The sequence below is a fragment of the Rhodococcus sp. RCBS9 genome (assembly GCF_029457415.1).
GTDB lineage: Bacteria > Actinomycetota > Actinomycetes > Mycobacteriales > Mycobacteriaceae > Rhodococcus_F > Rhodococcus_F qingshengii.
On record NZ_CP120422.1, the window covers coordinates 570,327 to 594,855 of the forward strand.

Sequence of the window (24,529 nt, forward strand, 5' to 3'; positions counted from 1 at the left end):
AACCCACCGGCCATTCGACTATATGACGTGGATCACAGTTCGTGGAGGTCTCTGGCGATAATCGTCGCAAACTTACTTTCCGGAGTAGACCGCTTTGCCCGGTCCGACCTCGAGGAAACTGCGGACAGCGCCGCGTAGGTCATCGGTGGCGAACAGCGCACCGGACACCCCGGGAGTCACCGAATCAGCGTGGGCGATCCCGCCGGAACGCCAGGCCGCCACGATCTGCTTGGTGGCGTCGTGGGCTCGCGTGGGCCCGTCCGCCAACCGGGCCGCCAGGGCACGCGCCGCAGCATCGACATCGTCGTGAACGGCATTGACGACGCCCCACGAGTGCAGAGTTGCGGCGTCGTAGAGATCGCCGGTCATGACCAACTCCCGAGCCCGTCCGGAACCGGCGCGCTCGGCCAAACGCTGCGGTCCACCCATGGACGGCGTCAGACCGACCACTGTCTCGACCAGTCCGAACTTCGCCTTCGGCGCCGCGAGGATGATGTCGCAGGCCAAGGAGATCTCGAAGGCAGCAGTCAGCGTCAGCCCGTGCGCCGCGTAGATGACCGGGCACGGCAACGCCTCGAGCGGATGGCAGATCTGGGCGAACAGTTCGCGCCACAATTCCGCTCCCTGCTCCGGGTTCAGTCCGTCGAACACATGGACGTCGACGCCGGCCGAGTTGACCTTGCCCTCGGCGCGCAGAAGCACAGCGCGCGGTGGGTTTTCGGTCAGCGCTGCAACATCGGCGATGACGGCGTCGAACATGGCCTGATCGAACAGATTGAGTGGTCCGTGCGCGAACGTCAGGACAGCCACCTCGGCACCACCATCGGTGGTGAAGCGCTCGAGACGGGTGGGATGCGATTCGGGAGCAGTCATGCCGCCACACTGCCACATCGAACCGGCCTACGATCGTCGGGTGGACGGTCTGAGAAATGCACTCGCGGACGTTGTGGGACACCGGTTCGTCGTCGACGACGCCGACGTGTTGGCGACCCGTTCCACCGACCAGACAGGGCGCTACAGCGGGCGCGCCAGCGCTCTGGTCCGACCCGGAAATACCGCCGAAGTCTCGGCAGTGCTGAACGTGTGCCGCTCGCGCGGCGTACCGGTCACCGTTCAGGGCGGGCGAACCGGTCTGGTCGCCGGGACGGTGCCCGAGCACGACGACGTCCTGCTCTCCACCGAACGCCTCGAGGCGATCGGCGAAGTCGATGTTGCCGCCGGTCGGATCACCGTCGGTGCGGGAGCGACACTCGCGCAGGTACATTCGGCGGCCGCCGCCGCCCGCCTGAAATTCGGGGTGGACATAGCTTCTCGGGATACAGCGACGATCGGCGGCATGGTCTCCACCAATGCCGGTGGGCTGCACACGGTTCGATACGGGAACATGGCCGAACAGGTGCTCGGCCTCGAGGTGGTGCTCCCCGACGGGACCACGGTGCGCCGGTCACCGAAAGTGTTGTCCGACAATTCCGGATACAACCTGCCCGCACTGTGGGTGGGCAGCGAGGGAACTCTAGGGGTGGTCACTTCCGTCGACCTGAAATTACGGAAGATACCGACTCACCGCGTCACATCGCTGACCGGTTTCGACCGACTGCAAGACGTCGTCGAGGCGGGGCGAGTGTTGCGCACTCTCGACGGCGTCGACGCACTGGAGTTGTTGGACGGGCGCGGTCTCGAACTGGCCGCCCACCATTTGAACGCCGCGGTTCCGACGGGGCGACCGTGGTACCTCCTCGCCGAGGTGTCCGCGGCCCACGATCCGCTGGAAGACCTGGCCGAGCTGCTCGAACGCATCGACCCACCGCAGACCCCGGCCGTGGCGGTCGACGATCCCGGCTCGACGCGTTTGTGGGCGGCGCGGGAGTGTTTCGCCGAAGTGGTCGGACTGTTCGGCCCCCCACTGAAATTCGACGCGGCGCTGCCGCTGGACTCGCTTGCCACCTTCGCCGAGGACGCCGCGGCGGTGATCGCGAGTCGTGCCCCCGCGGCAATTCCGATCCTCTTCGGACACGTCGCCGAGGGAAATATCCACCTCAACGTCCTGAACTGCCCGAACGCCGACACCGTGTACCGCAGCGTCCTCGAACTGGTTCGCGATCACGGCGGAAACGTCAGTTCCGAACACGGGGTGGGCTCGCTCAAACGCAACTATCTGAACCTGGCCCTCTCTGCGGAGGACATAGCCACGATGTGGGCGATCAAGCGAGCCCTGGACCCGAGCGACTATCTCAATCGTGCAGTGATGTTTCCCGACGCGCTTCGGCACTGACGGCCATCGCGTCGTCGTGTGCGTCGCCGCGCAGAGGCCGAGCGAAGCACACCGAAGCGACGAAGCCGATGAGCAGCACGCCGGCGGGCAGCCAGATCGACTCCGACATCGCCGTGCTGAACGGTTCACGGACGAACTCGGGTAGGTGACCCACTCCGGCTTCGGAACTGCCGCCGGTCAGACCCTGAGCCGCCAATCGTGCGGTGATCAGTGCTCCGATCGCGGCACTGCCGAGAACCGCACCCACCTGCCGGGTGGTGTTGTAGACGCCGGCGCCGGCGCCGGCCTGCATCGGAGGCAGGTTGTGTGTGGCGGTGGCCGCGAGCGGCGACCAGATGCATGCGTTGGCGAAGCCGATCAGGCCGATCGGCAGGAGCAGTTCCCAGATCGCGACGTCGGGAGACATCACCAATGCCAGCCAGCCCAGGGCGATCGCGAACAGCAGGAAGCCGGTGCCCGCAATGTAGCGCGGATGCGTCTTGTCGACGAGCTTGCCGATGATCGGCGCAAAAATGCCGGTCAGCACGGCCATCGGAACGAGGAGGAGCGCCGACTGCGTCGGGGAGAGTCCGCGAACTGCCTGGGTGTAGAACATCAGCGGAAGGACCATCGACGTGATCGCGAAGCCCATCGCGGTGATGGCGACGTTGGCGAGCGAGAAGTTGCGGTCCTTGAAGAGTTCGAGTGGGAGCAAGGGCTCGTTCTTGTTGCGTGACTGGTAGAACACGAACACCGCGAGCAACACCACACCGGCGCCGATCAGGCTCCAGACGAATCCGTTCCAGTCGTACGAACTGCCTTCCTGGATTCCGAACACGAGCAGGAACATGCCTGCGGCGCTGAGAATCACGCCGGGGATGTCGAACTTGTGCTCGCTGGTCGGCAACGACGGAACAAGCTTCCACGCGAGGAGGAATGCGATGACACCGACCGGGACGTTGACGATGAAGATCCATTCCCAGCCGAGATTGTCGACCAACACACCACCGGCAAGCGGACCGACCAGCGTCGCAACACCGGCAACCGCGCCCCACAGGCCCATTGCGGCGCCACGCTTGTTCGGCGCGAACGTGCGTGTGATGACGGCCATCGTCTGAGGCGTCATCATTGCGGCGCCCAGACCCTGGAAAGCTCTTGCCACGATGAGCATCTCGACGCTGCCGGACAGACCACACCACAGTGAAGCGCCGGTGAACAGTACGAGGCCGATCATGTACAGGTTCTTCGGTCCGAACCTGTCACCGAGCCGGCCGGTGACGAGCAGCGGCACCGCGTACGCCAGCAGGTACGCGCTGGTGACCCAGACGACCTTGTTGATGTCGGTGCCGAGGTCCTCCATGATCGCAGGGTTGGCGACAGCGACGATGGTGCTGTCCACCAGAATCATGAAGAACCCGATACACAGCGCCCACAGCGCGTGCCAGGGATTGACCTGCTTTTCCATCTTCAGTCCTTAGGTAGTGCGGACGAGCCTGCGGAGCCGGCCAGCCGGTCGAGAAGTTCTTGTGAGAGCCAGGGCATTTCGCCGCTCTCGATGTCTGTCACCAACGCGCCGATCCACTCTCTTTCGGCGACGGTCAGTGCGTGGGCGTAGTCCGCGCCCACCGTGAAGATTCGTGGTTTTTCCGCCGCCTTCAGCGCTTCGTAGTCGGCCTCGAATTTCGCGATCGTCTTGTCGAGGTGCGCGAGACGAATTCGAAGCATCTGACACGCGGTGGACGCGGAGAGGTTGTGCATTTCGGCGAGCGCGAGCGGCAACCGCGGATACTCCCGCACCGGAACCGCCAACATCTCACGTAGTTGATGCTCGAGGGCCTCACGGCCCCGGGCGGTGATCTCGTACGTCGTCCGTTCGGGCCGGTTGCCCTCACGATCGGTCCCGATCGAAGCCAGAAGTTCCTGCTTCTCCAACCGGGAAACCGTGTGATAGAGCGATCCCGGCTTGATCTTCACCAACTGATCGCCCCGGCGAACCGAGGCCAGTTGATACATCTCGTACGGATGCATCGAACGCTCGGACAGCAGGCCCAGAACGGTGATTCCCAGAGGCGTCAAAGACACGTCACCCATGAGTCCCCCTCCCTGACAAGCCGCAATTGACTATTTCTTGACTATTCCACCTGAAATAGTCCACATGGAATATACGACCTCTGTCCATCTCGATCAACCCGTTCGAATCGGACTAGCCTGTAGCGAGTGGACGAACATCACCTCGACATCATCCGACTCGCTTGGGCACGTGAACTGGGCCTCGGCGACTCGGCACTTCGGCCGGCACACACGGCCCGCGTCGTCGGCGACGACATCCACGTTCTCGATCTGGCAGGCTCAGGTGCGATCGTCGGGCCGCAGTGGTTCATCGAGCGCACCGAGGACATCTCCGTCGACGCCCTGCTGCAACCGGCGCGTCTGCTCGAGATCGCCGGCGATCACGGCGGCCGAATCACCGGCCCCGTCGATCTCGCTTTCCTCGGCGACTACACGGACGCGCCACCCGACGAGCAACTACTGATTTCCCACGACATCGACGATGCCCTCGCCGTCGCTGCGCTCTGCCCACCCGACGACAGCACCACAGCCGACCTCGGGAACCGGACGCGGTGGTTCACCGCCCTCACCGATTCCACCGAGGTGCTCGGATGCGCGGCGTACTCCGAATTTCAGGGATTCGTGGCAGATCTCACGACCCTGACTGCTCCAGCGCATCGCCGTCACGGAATCGGCTGCGCAGTAACGCTTCTCGCTGCGGAGGACGCTCTCGATTCCGGCTTGATCCCGCAGCTACGCACAAGTCGCGGCAGTGCGATCGGCGCGACGCTTCCACGTAAAGCCAAATTCGACGTTCTGGGGGCATACGCTCGGGTACACGTGCACCTGCCCAGTTGACACTCGAACGAGAGGGACCGCAGATGAGTACGGAAGACGGCGCGAGCGAACCGACATTCGTCGAAGAGGGTCGTGAATTCAAACGCGACACCAACTACATCCCGACCCGGATCACCGAGGACGGCCGCGACGGTTACCCCGTCGAACCCGGGCGATACCGGTTGATCGTGGCACGTGCCTGCCCGTGGGCAAACCGCGCCATCATCGTCCGCCGCCTACTCGGCCTCGAAGACGTACTGTCGATGGGCATCTGCGGTCCGGTTCACGACAAGCGAAGCTGGACTTTCGATCTCGACCCGGGCGGCGTCGATCCCGTACTGAAGATCCCGCGACTGCAGGACGCATACTTCGCCCGAGATCCCCACTACCCCAGGGGAATCACGGTGCCCGCCATGGTGGAGATCGCCACGGGCAAGGTGATCACGAACGACTACCCACAGATCACCCTCGACTTCTCGACGCAATGGAAGAAGTACCACCGCGAAGGCGCACCGGATCTGTACCCGGAGCCTCTGCGAAACGAAATCGACGAAGTGGCCGAGTACGTTTTTCGCGACGTCAACAACGGCGTCTACCGCTGCGGTTTCGCCGGTTCACAGCAGGCGTACGACGAGGCATACGACACGCTGTTCGCCCGCCTCGACTGGCTCACCGAACGTCTTGCCCGGCAACGTTTCCTGGTGGGCGACACCATCACCGAAGCCGATGTGCGCCTGTTCACCACGCTGGCGCGGTTCGATCCCGTCTATCACGGCCACTTCAAGTGCAACAGAAGCAAACTCAGCGAGATGCCGGTGCTGTGGGACTACGCGCGCGATCTGTTCCAAACCCCCGGATTCGGTGACACCATCGACTTCACACAGATCAAAGCGCACTACTACATCGTGCATTCCGAGATCAATCCCTCCGGAATCGTGCCCAAGGGACCGGAATTGACACACTGGCTCGAACCGCACGGACGCGAACAGTTGGGTGGCCGACCGTTCGGGGACGGCACACCACCTCATCCGCCCATCCCGTCGGAAGTGGTTCCGGCAGAGCACTGGGCCACCAGGTAGGTCGCGGGGGGCTACTCCCCTGCGTACGTGCCGAAACTCCAGTACACACCTTCGGGATCACGGCAGGTGAACCCCCGCGAACCGTAGTCCTCGTCGCGCAATCCCTGCGTGATCGTGGCGCCCGCCGCGACAGCGCGTTCGTGGAGTGCATCGGCGGCGTCCGCGTCGTCCACGACGATGTACACCGAACCGATTCCAGGCGGCAGGCCGGCGATCGCCGAATCGGTGCGCGGCGAACCCAACATGATGCCGCCACCGCCCGGCCAGTCGAGTTGGGCGTGGTCCACCACGTCTCCCTCTCCGTAGACGGCCTTCTCCACGAAACCGAAGGTGCTCACCAGAAAGTGGATTGCCGCACGGGCGTCGAGGTAGCGCAGCGTCGGCCAGATGGTCGTCGAACGAGATTCCGAAGTGGCGGTCATAACACTCGAACTCCTGCCTGGGAAAACTCACGAAGAAAACCGAGTCTCGTACGAGCCTATGGCCCCGGTGATCACCGCCGCCAGCGAAAACTTCACCTATTCTCGAGATACGGTCCACCTCGCTTCAGAGGAGGACAACTGTGGAGGGGCAGCAATGAGCAAGTCGACGAACAACGACAGCGGGCGTATCGAGAAGGTCCTCGTTTCCGTTCTCGACAACGGAAGCCGCCTGCAAGCGCCCGCAGTGGCCAAATACGTCAACCATGTCCGTAAGGCCCACCCCGACGAGTCACCTGCTCAGATCGTCGAGCGGATGGAGAAGATGTTCATTCTCGCCGTGACCGGAAGCGGCAGTGCCGTCGGCGCCACCGCCGCCGTGCCGGGCGTCGGAACGGTCGCGTCCATCGCTGCCGTCGGTGCGGAATCGGCTTTCTTCCTCGAGGCGTCAGCGCTGCTGACGTTGGCAATTGCGTCAGTGCATGGAATCTCCGTACAGGATCACCAGCAACGACGTGCCCTGGTCCTGGCAGTCGCCCTCGGCGAATCCGGTATGGAGATCGTGCAGAAGGCCACCGGAATCACAGCCAAGAATTGGGGAACGGCAATCACGAGCAAGATTCCCGGACCCACGATGAGGGGAATGAACAGCACCCTCGTGCGGAAATTCGTGACCAAGTACGCCGCGAAGCGCAGCGCACTGATCCTCGGCAAGCTCGTTCCGGCCGGAATCGGTGCGGTCATCGGCGGTGCGGGCAACCGTGCAATCGGCAAGGGCGTCGTCAAGAATGCGCGCGAAGCCTTCGGACCGGCACCGGCCAGGTGGACCGACCACCTGATCGTGATGCCTGCCGACGATGCCGCAGTGCTTCCCCAGACGGAGACACGCCGGGCCATCCGCAGATAGCTGTCCGGGCCGTAGGCTCGCATCACGTATTCGCCGCCGACCCGGGAGCAGCATTGACGAACACCGCAATGGGATCCTTCTCTGCCCCCATCGAGATTCGTGGGTTGACGAAGACGTTCAAGGCGGCGCGCGCGGTCAACGACCTGAGCTTCGACGTTCAGGCGGGCTCGATCACCGGGTTTCTCGGTCCGAACGGTTCGGGCAAGACGACCACGTTGCGGATGCTCCTCGGACTGGTGTCACCGACGTCGGGATCGGCCACGATCAACGGCACCCCGATGCGTTTGCTGCCCAACCCGGCTCGGACCGTCGGCGCAGTACTCGACGTCGGCAGTCTCCATCCGAAACGAACGGCCCTCGGACACCTCGAGATCTACGCGGCCGCTATCGGCATGCCGACTCAGCGCGCGGCGCAGGTGCTGGACATGGTCGGTCTGAGATCGGTCGGAGCCCACAAGACCGGCACCTTCTCGCTCGGGATGCGCCAACGCCTGATCCTTGCCACCGCGATGCTCGGTGATCCCGAGATCCTCGTGCTCGACGAACCCGCGAACGGACTCGACCCCGAGGGCATGGCGTGGCTTCGTCAGTTCCTGCAGACCTTCGCCGGTTCCGGCCGAACGGTTCTGATCTCGAGTCACGCGCTTCGTGAAGTGGAAGCGACCGTCGACAGCGTGGTCATCGTCAGCGCCGGCTCACTCGTCTACCAAGGGACCATGGACGAACTTCGCCGCTCGCAGCGCAGTCGACTGCTCGTCTCGTGTTCCAACCCAGCGCTCCTCGCCACGGCATTGGCCGCTCGCGGAATCATCGACGCCCAGATCACCCAGGACGGACGGCTCGCCGTGGGCGGCACCGACACGTCGGTACTGCCACCGGTGGCATCCGCCGCCGGAGTCACGATCTTCGGTGTCGCAACCGAAGGCGCAGATCTCGAGCAACTGTTCCTGGCCATGACAACGCCGCAATATGCCGTCCCCCAGGTCGGATACCACCGCCCACCCGGTCCCGGTTCGGGCCCGGGTTATTACGGCCCTGCCGCATACGGACCTTCCGGAGGACACCGATGACCACGCTCGTGCGCGCGGAGACACTCAAAGTTCTCACCCTGCGCTACTGGTGGGCACTGGCCATCGCACCGGTCGTCGTGGCCGTGCTGATTGCTGCCTCCACCAGGACGTTCGTCGAAGTCGTGGCCGATTCGGCAGACACCACCTTCGACGTCGATGTCGTGTCCACCGGCGTCAGCCTCGGTGTCTCCAACACGCTTGTCCTGGTGTTCGCGGCTGTCTTCGGAGCACTCACCGCCGGATCCGAATTCGGCTACAAAACTCTCACCACGACGTTCCTCACAGCTCGCGGCCGTGACGGAGTTCTCGGCGCAAAACTTGCGGTCGTCGCGGTCTTTGCCGTCGGCTACGCGTTGGCTGTCGAAGTAGTCAGCATCGGCGCGATGTTGCTCTTCGGCCGGGACTTCAGCTTCACCACCGATCTCTTCGCCATCTGCGCCGCAGGCATTCTGGCGTGCGCTCTGTGGGCGCTGCTCGGCGCCGGGGTGGCACTGCTCACCGGTTCGTCGATGGCCGGTGCCCTCTCGGTCATCCTGTGGTTCGTCTTCGGTGAATGGATCGTCCGCGCAGTGCTGCTCGCGATGGATCTCGGTGGGATCGGGGCCGCGCTTCCGGTGTCGGCCACGATCGGCACGATCATCAATGCGGCCCCGTCGATCGACGTCGACGCGTTCGCGTCCTGGCCGAGCGGCCCGATGATGCTGGCAGCTTGGGTGGTTCTGTTCTGCGGGCTCGGTTGGCTGCGGACCAGAACCCGCGACATCACCTGAAAAGGCTGTCTGGGGCCGGGTCTACCGTGGATCTCGATGAACACGATCAACACGGACAGTCCGGTAGCTGGAGAGGTCGATCGAGCTCCGGGCTGGATCCGCCGCTTGGCCCACGCATGCTGGTTGCACCGAAGAGTTGCGATCGGCGCGCTACTCGTTACGGTCATCGCCTCGGCGATCGACATCTCGTTTCCTCTTCTGACCCGCTATGCGCTCGACGCCGCAAGCCAGGAGAACCCAGGCAAGGTGATCGGGTTCGTCGCGCTGGCGATCGCGCTGCTCGCGGTCGTGCGCTTCGCGTGCCAGTACGGCCGACGGATGCTTGCCGGCCGACTCTCGCTCGATGTTCAACACGACTTGCGGCTCGCCTTGCTCGGCTCGCTGCAACGCCTCGACGGACGCGGGCAGGATCAGATCCGCACAGGCCAGGTGGTATCCCGGTCCATCACCGATTTACAACTCGTCCAGGGTTTGCTCGCGATGGTGCCGATGTCCGCGGGTGCGCTCCTGCAATTCGTGCTCGCGATCGGCATCATGGCGTGGCTCTCGCCGCTGTTGACTCTCGTCGCTGTCGCCGTCATCCCCGCAGTAGGGCTGGTGGTGTTCCTGATGCGACCGATGCTTTTCGCCGCAACATGGTCCGCGCAGCAGCGGGCCGCCGACCTCGCCCAACATGTCGAGGAAACCGTCACGGGCGTGCGCGTCGTCAAGGGATTCGGGCAGGAACAACGAGCCGTCGACCAACTCGAAAAGCACAGCCGCACGTTGTATTCGGAGCGTCTTCGCGCCGCGTGGTTGAACGCGAAATTCGCGCCGACCATGGCCGCCTTGCCCCAGCTCGGGCAGGTGGGAGTGATCGCTCTCGGCGGGTATCTCGCACTGCACGACAAGATCACCGTGGGAACGTTTCTCGCGTTCGCCACCTACATCGTGACGATGACCGGAGTCACCCGAACTCTGTCGTCGGTCATCGTCATGGCGCAGCTGGCGCGCGCCGCTGTAGAGCGTGTCTACGACGTCATCAACGCTCAGCCGGACATCGCCGATCCAGACCATCCGGTGGACTTGCCCGACGGTCCTCTCGGAGTCACCTTCGACGACGTGGCATTCGGATTCGACACCGAACGCGACGTCCTGACCGGGCTGAACCTCCGCATAGAACCGGGCGAGACCGTCGCCGTCGTGGGGCCGGCCGCGTCGGGCAAGACCGCGTTGTCCTTGCTTCTCCCCCGGTTCTACGCCCCGACTTCGGGTGTAGTGACCGTCGATACCGCGGGCGAGACGTTCCCCATCGGCGAACTGCGCACAGAACAGCTTCGTGCCGCCGTCAGCCTGGTCTTCGACGAACCTTTCCTGTTCTCGGACACCATCGCCGCCAACATCGCACTGGGGCGCGAGGACGCCTCCGACGAGGACATCCGCGCCGCAGCTGCATTGGCACAGGCAGACACCTTCATCGAGGCACTCCCGGACGGATACGACACCGTTGTCGGTGAACGAGGTCTGACGCTGTCGGGCGGCCAGCGTCAGCGCATCGCGCTTGCCCGAGCCCTCCTCGTCGACCCGCGGATTTTGGTCCTCGACGACGCCACCTCCGCGGTCGATGCGGCAACCGAGGCTGCGATCTTCGACGCGTTCCGGGCCAGACGACGGCAAACCACGCTGATCCTCGCGCACCGGCGATCCACCTTGACGCTGGCAGATCGCGTCGCGGTTCTCGACGGCGGACGGATCATCGACTCCGGAACCGTGGACGAGCTGGAAGCGCGATGTCCGCTCTTTCGCGCCCTGTTCTCCTCGCCGCCGGAACTATCCGCCGAAATCGACGAGGCCGGCCCTGACGCTTTCGGACATCAACGCCGCGAGCCCACAGCCGAGCAGCTGTGGCCGCAGGCTCCGGAATCCGAAGCCGACAGCACTACCGCTTCGGCGCAGAGTGCCGGCGGACCGATGGCCGGAGCGCTCAGCGGAATCGCGGTGACTCCGTCTCTGCGGGCAGCAGTCGACGCTCTCCCACCCGCACGCGAAGACCCCGGAATTGCTCCTGAGAGCCTGCGCGAATCGAATCCACAGTTCTCACTCCGACAGATCTTGAGGCCGGTCCGCTGGGTTCTACTGGCGGTTGTCGTGTGCCTTGCCCTGGACTCCGCCGCGGCGATCGCATTTCCCTCCCTCGTCAGATATGCGATCGACCACGGAGTCGTGACCGCAGACAGCACCACACTCTGGATCGCGACGGCGTTCGGCGCGCTCCTGGTCGCCGCAGACTGGGTCATCGTGGCGGTCATGACGGTGCTCACGGCCCGAGCCGGTGAACGCGTGCTGTTCGGGCTCCGCGTCCGCAGCTATGCACACTTGCAGCGCCTGGGTCTGGACTACTACGAACGGGAATTGTCCGGCCGCATCATGACGCGTATGACCACCGACGTCGACGCGCTCTCGTCGTTCATCCAAACCGGTATGTCAACGGCGATCGTGAGCGTCCTGACCGTCGGCGGAATTTCGATCGCCCTCCTGGCGACCGACGTGACGCTCGGCCTGGTGGCGCTGGCCGTCATCCCACCGCTCGTGGTCGCGACCGTGGTCTTCCGCAAGATCTCCTCGGTTGCCTACAGCCAGTCCCGCGAACGGATCTCGCTCGTCAATGCCGACTTCCAGGAGAACATCGCCGGTCTGCGAGCGGCTCAGGCCTACCGCCGCGAAGAAGGTGCTGCGCGTAGGTTCGCAGAACGCTCCGAGAGCTACCGCCGATCGCGGATGCGGTCGCAGCGAGCCATTTCGATCTACTTCCCTTTCATTTCGTTCCTGTCCGACCTCGCGTTGGCCGCGGTCGTGTTCGTCGGTGCGCACCAGATCGCCAACGGATCGACTTCGCCCGGCGTACTGATCGCTTTCGTGCTCTACCTCGGTCTGCTGTTCGGACCGATTCAGCAACTCTCACAAGTGTTCGATGGTTACCAACAGGCAAACGTCGGATTGCAACGAATCGGCGACCTACTACGCACTCGCAGTTCGATCGAGACTGCCGACAGCGAGGATTTGATCGCGATCTCCGGACGACTCGACGGCGCCGTCCATCTCGACGGGGTCGGGTTCCGGTACTCGGGTGCGGACGTCGACGCCCTCTCCGATTTCGATCTGCAAATCCCGCCGGGCACGACCGTCGCTCTGGTCGGCCGAACCGGTGCCGGGAAGTCGACGGTCGTGAAGTTGCTCGCCCGCTTCTACGACCCGACGTCCGGATCGGTCGACGTGGACGGAACCGACATCCGGAACTTCCACCTCTCGCAGTACCGACGTCGCCTCGGCGTGGTCCCACAAGAAGCCCATCTCTTCACCGGCACGGTCGCCGACAACATCGCGTACGGCAGGCCGTCGGCGTCGCACGCGGAGATCGAGGAAGCGGCACGTTCCGTCGGCGCACTGAATTCGATAGCCGACATGCGTGGAGGCATGAATCATCCCGTCGGCGAGCGCGGCCAGGGGCTCTCGGCGGGCCAACGCCAACTGATCGCATTGGCCCGTGCCGAACTCGTCGACCCGGACCTTCTGCTCCTCGACGAGGCGACCGCGACGCTCGATCCCGCGACCGAACGAATGGTGCTCGAAGCAAGTCGGTCGGTCACCCGGAAACGGACTTCCGTCGTCGTAGCTCACCGCCTCGCGACAGCTGCCCGAGCGGACCTCGTTGCCGTAGTTGACCGGGGACGTATCGTTGAATACGGCCCGCACGATGTTCTGCGGTATGCCGGTGGTCACTACTCGGGACTCTGGGATGCATCGCAGGCGCGTGAGGGGAATAATCTGACGTCGAGAACTGTCATCGAAGGCAACCCCGTCGCGTGACAGTCGGCACGGATTTGTACCGCCGAGAGGTAGTGCGCGATCGCAAGATCACGGACTTCCGTGAGACAGCTCACAAATTGTGTGCCGCACAATTGCTCGTCACACGCTCGGGCTAATCTCATGTATATAGGCGCTCTGATCGGGTACCGAAATAGAAACGAGGCGAACACCTGCCGTGAGCAGCAGTTCTACATCCCAATTCGGACAGAACCAGTGGCTGGTTGACGAGATGTACCAACGCTTCCAGGACGATCCGTCGTCCGTGGATCCCAGTTGGCACGAATTCTTGACCGATTACTCGCCGGACTCGGCGAACACGGGAGGTGGAAACGGGACTGCCTCGAACGGCAACGCGGCTGCACCCGCCGCTGTTGTAGCTCCGCCTGCTGCTCCCAAGGCCACGCCTCCCGCCCCCAAGACCGCACCTCCTGCGCCGGCTGCCAAGGCTGCCGCTCCGGCCCCCGCGAAGACGGCAGCGCCCGCCGCCAAGGCCGCCCCGGCCCAGCCCGCAGCAGCCAAGCCCGCGGCCGCTACTGCGAAGCCCGCCCCTGCCGGCGGAGCCGAGGAAACCAAGGTTCTCCGCGGCGCCGCAGCCGCAGTCGTCAAGAACATGTCGCTCTCGCTCGAGATCCCGACTGCAACCAGCGTGCGTGCCATCCCCGCGAAGCTGATGTTCGACAACCGCATCGTCATCAACAACCACCTCGCGCGTACCCGCGGCGGCAAGATCTCGTTCACCCACCTCTTGGGTTACGCGATCGTCCAGGCAGTCAACGCGTTCCCCAACATGAACCGGCACTTCGCCGAAATCGACGGCAAGCCGAACGCGGTCACGCCCGAGCACACCAATCTCGGACTCGCGATCGACCTTCCCGGAAAGGACGGCAACCGCTCACTGGTAGTTGCCGCCATCCGGAACACCGAGTCGATGAACTTCGTCCAGTTCCACGCGGCATACGAGGACATCGTCCGACGCGCCCGTGAAGGCAAGCTCACCGGCGAAGACTTCACCGGCGTCACCATTTCGCTGACCAACCCGGGCGGTATCGGCACGGTTCACTCCGTTCCTCGCCTGATGAAGGGCCAGGGCGCCATCATCGGTGCCGGCGCGATGGAATACCCCGCCGAGTTCCAGGGCGCCAGCGACGAGAAGCTGGCCGAGATGGGCGTCGGCAAGTTGATGACTCTCACCTCGACCTACGATCACCGCATCATCCAGGGTGCCGAGTCGGGCGATTTCCTGCGCACGATCCACAACCTGCTGATCAGCGACGAGTTCTACGACGAGATCTTCCACGCGCTCGGCAACCCGTACGAGCCGGTGCGGTGGCGCAAGGACGTGCCGGAAGGCGCTGTCGACAAGAACACCCGCGTTCTCGAACTGATCGCTGCATACCGTGACCGCGGCCACCTCATGGCCGACACGGACCCGTTGCAGTTCGTCAAGGACAAGTTCCACAGCCACCCCGACCTCGACGTCATCAGCCACGGCCTGACGCTGTGGGATCTGGACCGTGAGTTCAAGGTCGGCGGCTTCCACGGTCAAGAGAAGATGAAGCTGCGCGACGTGTTGAGCGTGCTGCGCGACGCGTACTGCCGCCACGTCGGCGTCGAGTACACGCACATCCTCGAGACGGATCAGCGTCAGTGGATCCAGGACCGCGTCGAGGGCCATCACGCCAAGCCTTCGGTCGCTCAGCAGAAGTACATCCTGAGCAAGCTCAACGCCGCCGAGGCCTTCGAGACGTTCCTGCAGACCAAGTACGTCGGCCAGAAGCGCTTCTCGCTCGAAGGCGCCGAAGCCGTCATCCCGATGATGGACGCCGTGATCGACCAGGCCGCCGAGCACCAGCTCGACGAGGTCGTCATCGGCATGCCGCACCGTGGCCGTCTCAACGTGCTTGCCAACATCGTCGGCAAGCCGTACTCCAAGATCTTCACGGAGTTCGAGGGCAACATGAACCCGGCAGCCGCTCACGGCTCCGGCGACGTGAAGTACCACTTGGGTGCCAGCGGAACGTACATCCAGATGTTCGGTGACAACGACATCGCTGTCTCCTTGACCGCAAACCCGTCGCACCTCGAGGCCGTCGACCCGGTTCTCGAAGGCCTGGTCCGCGCCAAGCAGGACATCCTCGACAAGGGTGAAGAAGGCTTCACCGTCCTGCCGCTCATGCTGCACGGTGACGCTGCATTCGCCGGTCAGGGCGTTGTCGCCGAGACGCTCAACCTCTCGCTGCTTCGCGGTTACCGCACCGGTGGCACCGTGCACATCGTCGTGAACAACCAGGTCGGCTTCACCACCGCTCCGGAACATTCACGCTCGTCCGAGTACTGCACCGACGTCGCGAAGATGATCGCCGCCCCGGTCTTCCACGTCAACGGCGACGACCCCGAGGCTTGCGTCTGGGTTGCTCAGCTGGCCGTCGACTTCCGTGAGAAGTTCGGCAAGGACGTTGTCATCGACCTCATCTGCTACCGCCGTCGCGGTCACAACGAGGGCGACGACCCGTCGATGACCCAGCCGGCCATGTACGACGTCATCGACACCAAGCGCAGCGTTCGTAAGAGCTACACCGAGTCCCTTATCGGCCGCGGTGACATCTCGCTCAAGGAAGCCGAAGACGCACTTCGCGACTACCAGGGCCAGCTCGAACGGGTCTTCAACGAGGTCCGTGAACTCGAGAAGTTCCAGCCCGAACCGTCCGAGTCCGTCGAACTCGACCAGACTCCCCCGGCTCGCCTGACCACGGCTGTCGCTCCCGAGGTCCTCGAGCGCATCGGTGATGCGTTCGTCAACGTCCCCGAGGGCTTCACCGTTCACCCGCGCGTCAAGCCGGTTGCCGAGAAGCGCCGCGAGATGGCCCGTGAGGGACATGTCGACTGGGCGTTCGCAGAATTGCTCGCGTTCGGCTCGTTGGCCGAGCAGGGTGCCTTGATCCGCCTCGCGGGTCAGGACTCCAAGCGAGGAACGTTCACGCAGCGTCACTCGGTCCTCATCGACCGCAAGACCGGTAACGAGTACAGCCCGATCGCCAAGATCGCTGCCGACGCCGAAAACGGCGGCAAGTTCATGGTTTACGACTCCGCACTCACCGAGTACGCAGGTCTGGGCTTCGAGTACGGCTACTCGGTCGGTAACCCCGACGCTCTGGTCCTGTGGGAAGCGCAGTTCGGTGACTTCGTCAACGGCGCGCAGACCATCATCGACGAGTTCATCTCTTCGGGTGAGGCCAAGTGGGGTCAGCTCTCCGACGTCGTGCTGCTCCTGCCGCACGGTCACGAGGGTCAGGGTCCGGACCACACCTCCGGCCGCATCGAGCGTTTCCTTCAGCTGTGTGCAGAAGGCTCGATGACCGTTGCGGTTCCGTCGACTCCGGCCAGCTACTTCCACCTGCTGCGTCGCCATCACCTCGACGGCATCCGCCGTCCGCTGGTGGTTTTCACGCCCAAGTCGATGCTGCGTAACAAGGCTGCCGTCAGCAACGTCGAGGACTTCACGACGGGCAAGTTCCGTTCGGTCTTCGAGGAGCCGGCATACGAGAGCGGCGAAAGCGCACGCGAATCGGTCAAGCGGGTTCTGCTGGTCAGCGGCAAGCTGTACTGGGAACTCCTGGCGAAGAAGCACAAGGACGAGCGTGACGACATCGCCATCGTGCGCATGGAGCAGCTCTACCCCGTGCCGAAGCGTCGCCTCAAGGAGACCCTGGACCGTTACCCGAATGCGGATCAGTTCCGTTGGGTCCAGGAAGAGCCCGCAAACCAGGGTGCGTGGCCGTTCCTCGGGCTGGCTCTGCCGGACCTTCTGCCGGAGACCTTGACCGGTATCAAGCGCATCTCGCGTCGTCCGATGTCCGCTCCCTCTTCGGGATCGAGCAAGGTCCACGCGGTGGAGCAGCAGGAGATCTTGGACGAGGCGTTCCTGCCGACCAACTGATCTCAGTAATTTGACAAGGGCCGGGCCCCACATTCCGCAAGGAGTGTGGGGCCCGGCCTTTCTGCGTTCACGTCAATTCGATTGCAGCAGACCCAGATCCGGCCCGGCATCGAAGCCGACGGCGGCCAGTGCCAACGCAGGTAACGACTGAACCGTCAGGTCGATCAGTTCCTCGCGGGTGATGGCGGGCGCTCGGAGCCAACTGATGGTGGCTTCCTCGACGAACGCGATCCAACCGCGAACGGCCAACTCCACCTGAGGTGTTCGAGTCAGGCCGATCTTCGGGAGCTGGTCGAGGGTTCTCTTGGCCATGATGTCGCGAGTCTGCTCGAACACCTCACGCATCTGCGGATCCCCGCTGGCGGTCCCCCGGAGCAGCGAGACGTAGGTATTGCGGTTCTCGGTCACGTAGTCGACGTACGACGCCAGCACCGAGCGGAGGGTGAGCATCGGATCGTCCGACTCGCTCGGCTCGGTGCGCTGGAGCATCTGTTCACTGCTGTGTCGGACGATCGCCAGATGGAACTCGCTTTTCGACGCGAAGTAGTGGAACAGAAGCCCCCGCGAGACACCAGCCTGATCGGCGATGTCCTCGACGGAAATCTGTTCGAGCGGCCGTTCGGCCAGCATCCGCGCCCCGAGGTCGATGAGTTGCGCTCGGCGTTGCGCAGGGTCGAGCCGCGTTCGCTTTACTGCGTCCATGCCCAATAGACTACTGAATATTCGTCAATAAGCTATTGACCGTGACTCAATAAAGGCATATCGTTCCCTACATGAGTCTTCCAGTTACAGATACCTCAGCACCTGCCGCGGATACTCGCCACGTCGGCACACTGATCATCGGCAGTGGTTTCGCCGGTCTCGGTGCGGCGATCAAACTGGCACAGGCCGGCATCACCGACTACGTCGTTCTCGAGCGCGGCAACGACGTCGGCGGAACCTGGCGTGACAACAGCTACCCGGGCGCCGCGTGTGACGTGCCGTCGCATTTGTACTCGTACTCTTTTGCACTCAATCCGGAGTGGACGCGCTCCTTCTCCACCCAGCCCGAGATCTACAAGTACATCCAGTCGGTGGCCAACCGCCACAAGGTGCTCGACAAGCACATCTTCGACTGCGACGTTCTCTCCGCACGCTGGGACGAGGCGTCTGCTCGGTGGCACGTCAGCACCAACAAGGGCGAATTCGTCGCAAAGATCGTCGTCTCGGCCGTCGGCGCATTGTGTGAGCCTTCACTTCCGGACATCAAGGGCATCGACGGCTTCAAGGGCGAGATCTTCCACTCCTCGCGTTGGAACCACGACGCCGATCTGACCGGCAAGCGTGTGGCCGTCATCGGAACCGGCGCCTCGGCCATCCAGATCGTGCCGGCCATCGGCAAGAAGGTCTCGCATCTCGACGTGTACCAGCGCACGGCGCCGTGGATCCTGCCCCGCGCAGACCGCGAGTACACCAAGATCGAGCACCTCGCGTTCAAGTACCTCCCCGGCTTCCAGAAGTTGTGCCGCACCGGTATCTACTGGATGCGAGAGACGCAGGTCGTCGGCCTGGCCAAGGCGCCGGTCTTCATGAAGCCGTTGCAGTTCGCCGCCGAGCGTCACCTGAAGGCCCAGATCAAGGACAAGGATCTTCGCAAGAAGGTCATGCCCAACTTCCAGATCGGCTGCAAGCGCATGCTGATCTCGAACAACTACTTCCCCACCCTCGCCCAGGACAATGTCGACCTGGTGACCGAAGGCATCGAGGAGGTCACCGCCAACGGGATCGTCTCGAAGACCGGCACCACCCGTGAGATCGATGCCATCGTCGTGGCGACCGGATTCCACGTCACCGACTCCCCCACCTTCGCGGGAATCTTCGGCAAGGACGGACGCTCGCTCGCCGAGGTCTTCGAAGAGACCGGCATGCAGGGATACAAGGGCGCGGCAGTTGCCAACTTCCCCAACATGTTCTTCCTCGTCGGACCCAACACCGGCCTCGGACATTCGTCGATGGTCTTCATGATCGAGTCGCAGATCAACTACCTGGTCGACGCGATCACCACCATCGACAAGTACGACATCGGCACCATCGAGGTGCGCAAGGACAAGCAGGACAAGTACAACAAGGACCTGCAGGCAGCTATGTCCAAGAGCGTGTGGAACAACGGCGGTTGCGCCAGCTGGTACATGGACAAGCACGGAAACAACACCACCCTGTGGCCTGGCTTCACCTTCCAGTTCCGCAACGCCACCAAGCATTTCGACCTCGCGGCATACCGCAGCGTCGCCACCTCGGATCTCGGCGCCGTCGGCACCGCGACCACTTCACAGATCGACCTCGACGACGAGAAGGCAGTAGCACAATGAGTGATTTTGCAGGCAAGGTCGTAGTCATCACCGGAGCGGGATCGGGCATCGGTCGCGCACTAGCACTGAACCTGGCCGGCCAGGGCGCCAAGTTGGCGATCTCCGACGTGGACACCATCGGGCTCGCCGAGACAACGCGTCTGGTGGAAGCCATCGGCGCCGAGGTGAAGTCGGACCATCTCGACGTCACCCAGCGCGAAGCGGTTCTCGAGTACGCCGACGCGGTTGTCGCCCATTTCGGCAAGGTCAACCAGATCTACAACAACGCCGGAATCGCCTACCACGGCACTTTCGAGAAGTCCGAATTCAAGGACTTCGAACGTGTCATGGACGTCGACTTCTGGGGAGTTGTCAACGGCACCAAGGCATTCCTCCCCCACGTCATCGCATCCGGCGACGGGCACATCGTAAACGTGTCGAGCCTCTTCGGTCTGCTGTCGATGCCGGGTCAGAGCGCATACAACTCGGCCAAGTTCGCCGTTCGCGGTTTCACCGAGTCGCTTCGCCAGGAAATGCTGATCGCCAAGCACCCGGTGAAGGTGACCTGTGTGCACCCGGGCGGAATCAAGACCGCCATCGCACGCAACGCCACCGCAGGCCCGGGTGAAGATCTTGCGGTCTTCTCCGAGTTCTTCGACCGCAAGCTCGCGCGCACCACACCGGAAGACGCCGCCAAGACGATCGTCAACGGTGTTCGGAAGAGCAAGCCGCGAGTTCTCATCGGGATGGACGCAATCGCACTCGACGCCTGGGTTCGCCTCGTAGGATCGGGCTACCAGCGCATCGTCGCGATCGTCGCCGGCCGAATGATGCCCAAGTCCAGCTGAGTTCGTTTCACAGCGCAGTTCGCACAAAGAGTCAGGAGCCCTGCCGGTGAGCACGTTTACCCTTCCGCTGCCCGTGGTCGCATTCTTGTTGAAGCCGTACTTCCGTCTGGCTTTCAACTCGCGGCTGCCGTATCGGATTCAACGTCTGTTGCTCGAGGCCGGGGCACCGCTACAGCAGGTTCCAGCGGGCGCCGTCGTGCGCCCGCTGGAGCTGGCTTGCCGACCGGCAGAGAAGATCACCGTCGGCGCAACCGAGCGCCCCACCGCAGTTCTCTACCTGCATGGCGGGGCGTACACGCTGGGTTCGCTGTCCACACACCGTTCTCTCGCAGCTCATCTCGCCCGTGAGTCGTCCAGTGCGGTCTTCACCTTGGACTACCGTCTCGCGCCGGAGAATCCGTATCCCGCCGCTCTCGACGACGCGGTCTCAGCCTTCATGCAGTTGGTCACCGAGTTCGACTATTCGGAAGACCGCGTTGCCATCGCCGGCGATTCGGCCGGTGGCGGCCTGGCCGCGGCGACCGCTATCCGTCTGATCGAGCGTCACGGCGTGACCCCCGGCGCGCTTGCCCTGATCTCACCGTGGGTCGATCCCGGCGATCGGAGTGCTACCAAAAAGGCCGACCTGGTGGTCAACACAGCGTGGTCCTTCGACGCCGCCGACGCCTACCTTGCCGGAGGCGACCGTACTGATCCCGGCTACGCACCGATGCATGGCAAGCTCGACGGGTTGCCACCCACCAGGATTCACGTCGGTTCCGAGGAAGTCCTCTACCCGCAGATCATGACGTTCACCGACAAGCTCTCCGCTGCCGGCGTCGACGTGTCCCTGGTGGAGTACGCGCGACTGTGGCACGTGGCTCACGCACAGGCGTCACTGGTGAAGGAAGCAGCAGACGCCGTTTCCGACCTCGGCCAGTTCATCGCATCGAAACTGATTCGTGCCAAGGATGATTCGAGTTCAGCAGTGGGCTCGAACAGTCACTGACGGGTGGCCCACTCCGTCCATGTCACTGACGGGTGTCCCACCAGGTGCGGGCGACTTCCGAGGCTGACGCCTTGCCGGTCCGCACCTGCTCGATCATTGCGGCGAGATCGGTGGTGGACAGTTCACCGGCAACGACGCTGAGCGCCTTGACAGCCGAATCTCCCAGTGCGCCCGCTCGAAAGAGCGGAACGACATTCTGCGCAGCCAGAACGTGATTCGAATCAGCGAGCACTGTGACGGCATCGGATTGTGCCAACGCCGACAGCGTCGTGGTTCCGAATACTTGTGCACCGGGTACGTCTGCCGGCGTTGCCTGATCGACACCGGCGAAGACACACTCGGCGCCCTCGGCCAACTGTTCTACTGCCCCGTCCTCGACGAATCTCGCGGAGACGAGCGGCGTCGCCGCGGCACACGAAGGAGCAAAGGCTTCTATCGTCTTCGCTCCCAACGACTGTGCGTATCCGTTGTCGAGTGCGAGGACCGCACGATCTTCGGCCATCGCATAGTCGGAGACCGAAAGACCCTCCGGCAGAGAGCGACTCAAGGCTTCGAAGACGTCGTCGGCCTTGCGGGCCGGGGATGAAGGGTCGTAGTGATCGAGCAGCGCGCCGGTGAACTCGGGCACCAAAGTGACTCGCGCTGCGTCCAGAGCCTCGAGTGATTGGTTTCGGCCACCACCCACCGATTCGACGCGAGCCGACAGGCCGGAGGAGGAGAGCACCGTCGAATACACCTCGGCCAACACCGAACTCTCCACCGATGCGTCAGCAGCCACCACGATCTGGTCACGAGACTCCGCTTCGGCACCCTCTACCACCGAATCACCGTTTGCGCATCCGCTGAGAATCGGCAGGACCATCAGTGCTGCAACAACAGTCGAATACTTCGTGCGTGTGCTCTTCACCGAAATCCTCACATCCAATCCCATGGATCGAAAACCGTGCCATGTCGGTACCTATCGTTACACTTGTCGGGCGATGCGCGGTAACCAGTCCTGACGCAGCCACTCGGTGGCGGCGCCGTCGGAGTCACTCGGGTGGCTTCGCCACAAGGGAATGGTTTCCGACGCCCGAAACACGGGACGCCCGAAAAACCGGAAGGACGCTCATGCGCACCTCACGATTTCGTTCCAACCGTTGGCTCGTAGCCGCGGCAACCGTTGTCTCTCTGACTGCACTGACAGCGTGCGGTAGCAGCGACGGTGACTCCAACAGCGATCCCAACGCGATCGTCGTCGGCTCCGCCAACTTCACCGAATCCGAGACGATCGCCAACATCTACGCCGAAGCACTGCGTGTCAACGGGTTCGATGTGTCCACGTCGTTCAACGTCGGCAGCCGCGAGGCGTACATTCCGGCACTCAAGGACGGGTCCATCAGTGTCATTCCGGATTACACGGGAAATCTCCTGCAGTACTTGGATCCCGACAGCACGGCCACCAGCTCCGCTGACGTCCTCGCTGCTCTTCCCGCAGCTCTCGGGTCGGAATTGGCAATTGCGACGCCTGCATCCGCCGAGGACAAGGACGCCGTCGTCGTCACGAAGGAAACCGCTGACAAGTGGAACCTGAAGACGATCGCCGATCTGGCTCCGCATTCCGCCGAGGTCAAGTTCGGTGCTCCGGCCGAGTTCCAGGAACGTCCAGCCGGATTGCCCGGTTTGAAGTCCAATTACGGCCTCGACATCTCGGCAGCCAACTTCGTTCCGATCGCCGACGGCGGTGGACCGGCAACCGTGAAGGCTCTCTCCTCCGGTGACATCACCGCGGCAAACATCTTCACGACGTCGGCCTCCATCCCGGAGAACAACTTCGTGGTTCTCGAAGACCCGAAGAACAATTTCCCGGCTCAGAACGTGGTGCCGGTGCTGCGCGCGTCGAAGTCTTCCGACAAGTTGAAGACAGTCCTCGATGCGGTGTCCGCCAAGCTCACCACCGAAGAGTTGTTGGCACTCAACGTCCAGGTGTCCGGCGACACCAAGACGGAGCCGGCAGCGGCGGCCAAGGCGTGGGTGACGGCGCAGGGCCTCGACAAGCCGGTCTCGTAGTCACGTGATCACCTTCGAGGGCGTCACCAAGCAGTATCCGGACGGCACCACCGCCGTCGACCGTCTCGATCTCACCATCGAGGCCGAGTCGTTCACGGTGTTCGTGGGGCCGTCCGGGTGCGGCAAGACGACGTCGATGCGCATGATCAACCGGATGATCACACCGACGTCGGGCAAGATCTTCGTCGACGGTCGTGACATCGCCCAGACCGACGCGGTGAAACTGCGTCTCGGTATCGGGTACGTCATCCAGAACGCCGGCCTGCTTCCGCACCGCACCGTGATCGACAACGTCGCAACGGTTCCGGTGCTGCGCGGTGAGTCCCGCCGCGCCGCCCGTAAAGCCGCGTTGGGTGTGCTCGAACGAGTCGGTCTGGACATCTCCCTTGCCACCCGCTATCCCGGGCAACTCTCGGGTGGGCAGCAACAACGTGTGGGAGTTGCGCGAGCATTGGCTGCCGATCCGCCGATCCTGTTGATGGACGAGCCCTTCAGCGCCGTCGACCCGGTGGTGCGTGAGGATCTGCAGACCGAAATGCTCCGTCTTCAAAGCGAACTGAAGAAGACGATCGTCTTTGTCACCCACGACATCGACGAGGCAGTCAAACTCGGTGATCACATTGCCGTCTTCGGTCCCGGCGGGCGGCTTCAGCAGGTGGCGGCACCTCGCGACGTGTTGGCCGCTCCGGCAACGGATTTTGTCGCCGGATTCGTCGGACGCGATCGCGGCTATCGGGGATTGTCGTTCCGCGCTGCCGACGAGGTTCCGTTGCACCCTGTACGCACGGCCGTCGAGAACGAATTGAAGGCTCTACGTCTCGAATTGGGCGAATGGGTTCTCGTGGTCACGGACAACGGAACTCCGCAGGGATGGATCGACGTGACCGGCGTCGAAGGCCTGCGCTCGGGACGAACCCTTGCTCAGTCGACGTCTGCCGGTGGTTCGCTGTTCTCCCCCGGCGGCGATCTCCGCCAAGCACTCGATGCGGCAATCTCGTCGCCTTCCGGTATCGGCGTTGCCGTCGACGGCGAGGGCGCGGTCATCGGCGGGATCCTCGGTTCCGAAGTCGTGGCGAAATTGGCAGATCAGCGTCGACGCGAGGACGAGGAACGCAACCGCGTCGCCTTCACCGAGGGATTCGGGTCGTAGCG

The 24,529-nt window shown here is 63.5% G+C and carries 19 protein-coding genes; 13 read left to right on the forward strand and 6 right to left on the reverse strand.

Annotation, left to right across the window (positions count from 1 at the left end; all coding sequences use genetic code 11):
• Positions 1–72: 72 nt before the first annotated feature.
• Positions 73–873, reverse strand: coding sequence for an enoyl-CoA hydratase/isomerase family protein (locus P0M12_RS02620; protein WP_007736151.1), 801 nt, complete (start codon positions 871–873; stop codon positions 73–75).
• On the opposite strand from P0M12_RS02620, the gene P0M12_RS02625 reads away from it, so the two are divergent.
• Complete coding sequence (locus P0M12_RS02625; protein WP_277377427.1) at positions 872–2,272, forward strand: FAD-binding oxidoreductase; 1,401 nt, start codon at positions 872–874, stop codon at positions 2,270–2,272. The genes P0M12_RS02620 and P0M12_RS02625 overlap by 2 nt on opposite strands.
• Here the strand turns inward: P0M12_RS02625 and P0M12_RS02630 are convergent.
• Both P0M12_RS02630 and P0M12_RS02635 read right to left on the reverse strand, forming a co-directional pair.
• Positions 2,232–3,716, reverse strand: a complete 1,485-nt coding sequence (locus P0M12_RS02630; protein WP_003945132.1) for a DHA2 family efflux MFS transporter permease subunit — start codon at positions 3,714–3,716, stop codon at positions 2,232–2,234. The genes P0M12_RS02625 and P0M12_RS02630 overlap by 41 nt on opposite strands.
• A gap of 2 nt (positions 3,717–3,718) precedes the next feature.
• Positions 3,719–4,342: a PadR family transcriptional regulator gene (locus P0M12_RS02635; RefSeq protein ID WP_007736146.1), complete on the reverse strand. Its 624-nt coding sequence runs from the start codon at positions 4,340–4,342 to the stop codon at positions 3,719–3,721.
• Between the two features lie 126 nt (positions 4,343–4,468).
• On the opposite strand from P0M12_RS02635, the gene P0M12_RS02640 reads away from it, so the two are divergent.
• Positions 4,469–5,158 (forward strand): hypothetical protein, encoded by a 690-nt coding sequence (locus tag P0M12_RS02640; protein WP_003945114.1) that lies wholly within the window; start codon positions 4,469–4,471, stop codon positions 5,156–5,158.
• Between the two features lie 23 nt (positions 5,159–5,181).
• Positions 5,182–6,216, forward strand: coding sequence for a glutathione S-transferase C-terminal domain-containing protein (locus P0M12_RS02645; protein WP_042450363.1), 1,035 nt, complete (start codon positions 5,182–5,184; stop codon positions 6,214–6,216).
• Positions 6,217–6,227: 11 nt separating this feature from the next.
• Here the strand turns inward: P0M12_RS02645 and P0M12_RS02650 are convergent, their stop codons facing one another.
• Positions 6,228–6,638: a VOC family protein gene (locus P0M12_RS02650; RefSeq protein WP_003945129.1), complete on the reverse strand. Its 411-nt coding sequence runs from the start codon at positions 6,636–6,638 to the stop codon at positions 6,228–6,230.
• 154 nt (positions 6,639–6,792) lie between these two features.
• Between P0M12_RS02650 and P0M12_RS02655 the strand changes: the two genes are divergently transcribed.
• The 5 genes from P0M12_RS02655 (at position 6,793) to P0M12_RS02675 (ending at position 17,165) form a co-directional block, all read left to right on the forward strand.
• Positions 6,793–7,542 carry a hypothetical protein gene (locus P0M12_RS02655; RefSeq protein WP_003945111.1) on the forward strand — a complete coding sequence of 250 codons (750 nt, stop codon included), beginning with the start codon at positions 6,793–6,795 and terminating at the stop codon, positions 7,540–7,542.
• Between the two features lie 68 nt (positions 7,543–7,610).
• The gene (locus P0M12_RS02660) at positions 7,611–8,612 is read left to right on the forward strand and encodes an ATP-binding cassette domain-containing protein (RefSeq protein ID WP_030536929.1); all 1,002 of its coding nucleotides are present in this window, start codon (positions 7,611–7,613) and stop codon (positions 8,610–8,612) included.
• A complete protein-coding gene (locus P0M12_RS02665) occupies positions 8,609–9,382 on the forward strand; it encodes an ABC transporter permease (RefSeq protein ID WP_054187349.1) in 774 nt (257 codons plus the stop codon). Before P0M12_RS02660 ends, P0M12_RS02665 begins: the two co-directional genes overlap by 4 nt.
• A 36-nt stretch (positions 9,383–9,418) precedes the next feature.
• A complete protein-coding gene (locus P0M12_RS02670; RefSeq protein ID WP_277377428.1) occupies positions 9,419–13,228 on the forward strand; it encodes an ABC transporter ATP-binding protein in 3,810 nt (1,269 codons plus the stop codon).
• A 175-nt stretch (positions 13,229–13,403) separates the two neighbouring features.
• Positions 13,404–17,165: a multifunctional oxoglutarate decarboxylase/oxoglutarate dehydrogenase thiamine pyrophosphate-binding subunit/dihydrolipoyllysine-residue succinyltransferase subunit gene (locus P0M12_RS02675; protein WP_037126710.1), complete on the forward strand. Its 3,762-nt coding sequence runs from the start codon at positions 13,404–13,406 to the stop codon at positions 17,163–17,165.
• Between the two features lie 72 nt (positions 17,166–17,237).
• Here the strand turns inward: P0M12_RS02675 and P0M12_RS02680 are convergent, their stop codons facing one another.
• Positions 17,238–17,867: a TetR/AcrR family transcriptional regulator gene (locus P0M12_RS02680; RefSeq protein ID WP_007736130.1), complete on the reverse strand. Its 630-nt coding sequence runs from the start codon at positions 17,865–17,867 to the stop codon at positions 17,238–17,240.
• Positions 17,868–17,938: 71 nt separating this feature from the next.
• Here P0M12_RS02680 and P0M12_RS02685 point away from each other — a divergent pair, with 71 nt between their 5' ends.
• Genes P0M12_RS02685 through P0M12_RS02695 form a run of 3 tightly spaced genes read left to right on the forward strand, consistent with a single transcriptional unit; the run spans position 17,939 to position 21,328 of the window.
• Complete coding sequence (locus P0M12_RS02685) at positions 17,939–19,513, forward strand: NAD(P)/FAD-dependent oxidoreductase (RefSeq protein ID WP_125051612.1); 1,575 nt, start codon at positions 17,939–17,941, stop codon at positions 19,511–19,513.
• Positions 19,510–20,340, forward strand: coding sequence for an SDR family NAD(P)-dependent oxidoreductase (locus P0M12_RS02690; protein WP_007736128.1), 831 nt, complete (start codon positions 19,510–19,512; stop codon positions 20,338–20,340). The genes P0M12_RS02685 and P0M12_RS02690 overlap by 4 nt, the downstream gene beginning before the upstream one ends.
• A 46-nt stretch (positions 20,341–20,386) precedes the next feature.
• Positions 20,387–21,328: an alpha/beta hydrolase fold domain-containing protein gene (locus P0M12_RS02695; protein WP_063316844.1), complete on the forward strand. Its 942-nt coding sequence runs from the start codon at positions 20,387–20,389 to the stop codon at positions 21,326–21,328.
• Between the two features lie 22 nt (positions 21,329–21,350).
• Here the strand turns inward: P0M12_RS02695 and P0M12_RS02700 are convergent, their stop codons facing one another.
• Positions 21,351–22,235: an ABC transporter substrate-binding protein gene (locus P0M12_RS02700; protein ID WP_042923402.1), complete on the reverse strand. Its 885-nt coding sequence runs from the start codon at positions 22,233–22,235 to the stop codon at positions 21,351–21,353.
• A gap of 203 nt (positions 22,236–22,438) precedes the next feature.
• On the opposite strand from P0M12_RS02700, the gene P0M12_RS02705 reads away from it, so the two are divergent.
• A complete protein-coding gene (locus tag P0M12_RS02705) occupies positions 22,439–23,377 on the forward strand; it encodes an ABC transporter substrate-binding protein (protein WP_003945094.1) in 939 nt (312 codons plus the stop codon).
• Positions 23,378–23,381: 4 nt separating this feature from the next.
• Positions 23,382–24,527, forward strand: coding sequence for an ATP-binding cassette domain-containing protein (locus tag P0M12_RS02710; protein WP_003945084.1), 1,146 nt, complete (start codon positions 23,382–23,384; stop codon positions 24,525–24,527).
• The last annotated feature ends 2 nt before the right edge of the window (positions 24,528–24,529 follow it).

Coding starts and splice junctions, on each gene's coding strand:
- P0M12_RS02625 (WP_277377427.1), top strand. CDS start 872: ATGCCGCCACACTGCCACATCGAACCGGCCTACGATCGTCGGGTGGAC.
- P0M12_RS02620 (WP_007736151.1), bottom strand. CDS start 873: ATGACTGCTCCCGAATCGCATCCCACCCGTCTCGAGCGCTTCACCACC.
- P0M12_RS02630 (WP_003945132.1), bottom strand. CDS start 3,716: ATGGAAAAGCAGGTCAATCCCTGGCACGCGCTGTGGGCGCTGTGTATC.
- P0M12_RS02635 (WP_007736146.1), bottom strand. CDS start 4,342: ATGGGTGACGTGTCTTTGACGCCTCTGGGAATCACCGTTCTGGGCCTG.
- P0M12_RS02645 (WP_042450363.1), top strand. CDS start 5,182: ATGAGTACGGAAGACGGCGCGAGCGAACCGACATTCGTCGAAGAGGGT.
- P0M12_RS02650 (WP_003945129.1), bottom strand. CDS start 6,638: ATGACCGCCACTTCGGAATCTCGTTCGACGACCATCTGGCCGACGCTG.
- P0M12_RS02655 (WP_003945111.1), top strand. CDS start 6,793: ATGAGCAAGTCGACGAACAACGACAGCGGGCGTATCGAGAAGGTCCTC.
- P0M12_RS02660 (WP_030536929.1), top strand. CDS start 7,611: ATGGGATCCTTCTCTGCCCCCATCGAGATTCGTGGGTTGACGAAGACG.
- P0M12_RS02665 (WP_054187349.1), top strand. CDS start 8,609: ATGACCACGCTCGTGCGCGCGGAGACACTCAAAGTTCTCACCCTGCGC.
- P0M12_RS02670 (WP_277377428.1), top strand. CDS start 9,419: ATGAACACGATCAACACGGACAGTCCGGTAGCTGGAGAGGTCGATCGA.
- P0M12_RS02680 (WP_007736130.1), bottom strand. CDS start 17,867: ATGGACGCAGTAAAGCGAACGCGGCTCGACCCTGCGCAACGCCGAGCG.
- P0M12_RS02685 (WP_125051612.1), top strand. CDS start 17,939: ATGAGTCTTCCAGTTACAGATACCTCAGCACCTGCCGCGGATACTCGC.
- P0M12_RS02690 (WP_007736128.1), top strand. CDS start 19,510: ATGAGTGATTTTGCAGGCAAGGTCGTAGTCATCACCGGAGCGGGATCG.
- P0M12_RS02705 (WP_003945094.1), top strand. CDS start 22,439: ATGCGCACCTCACGATTTCGTTCCAACCGTTGGCTCGTAGCCGCGGCA.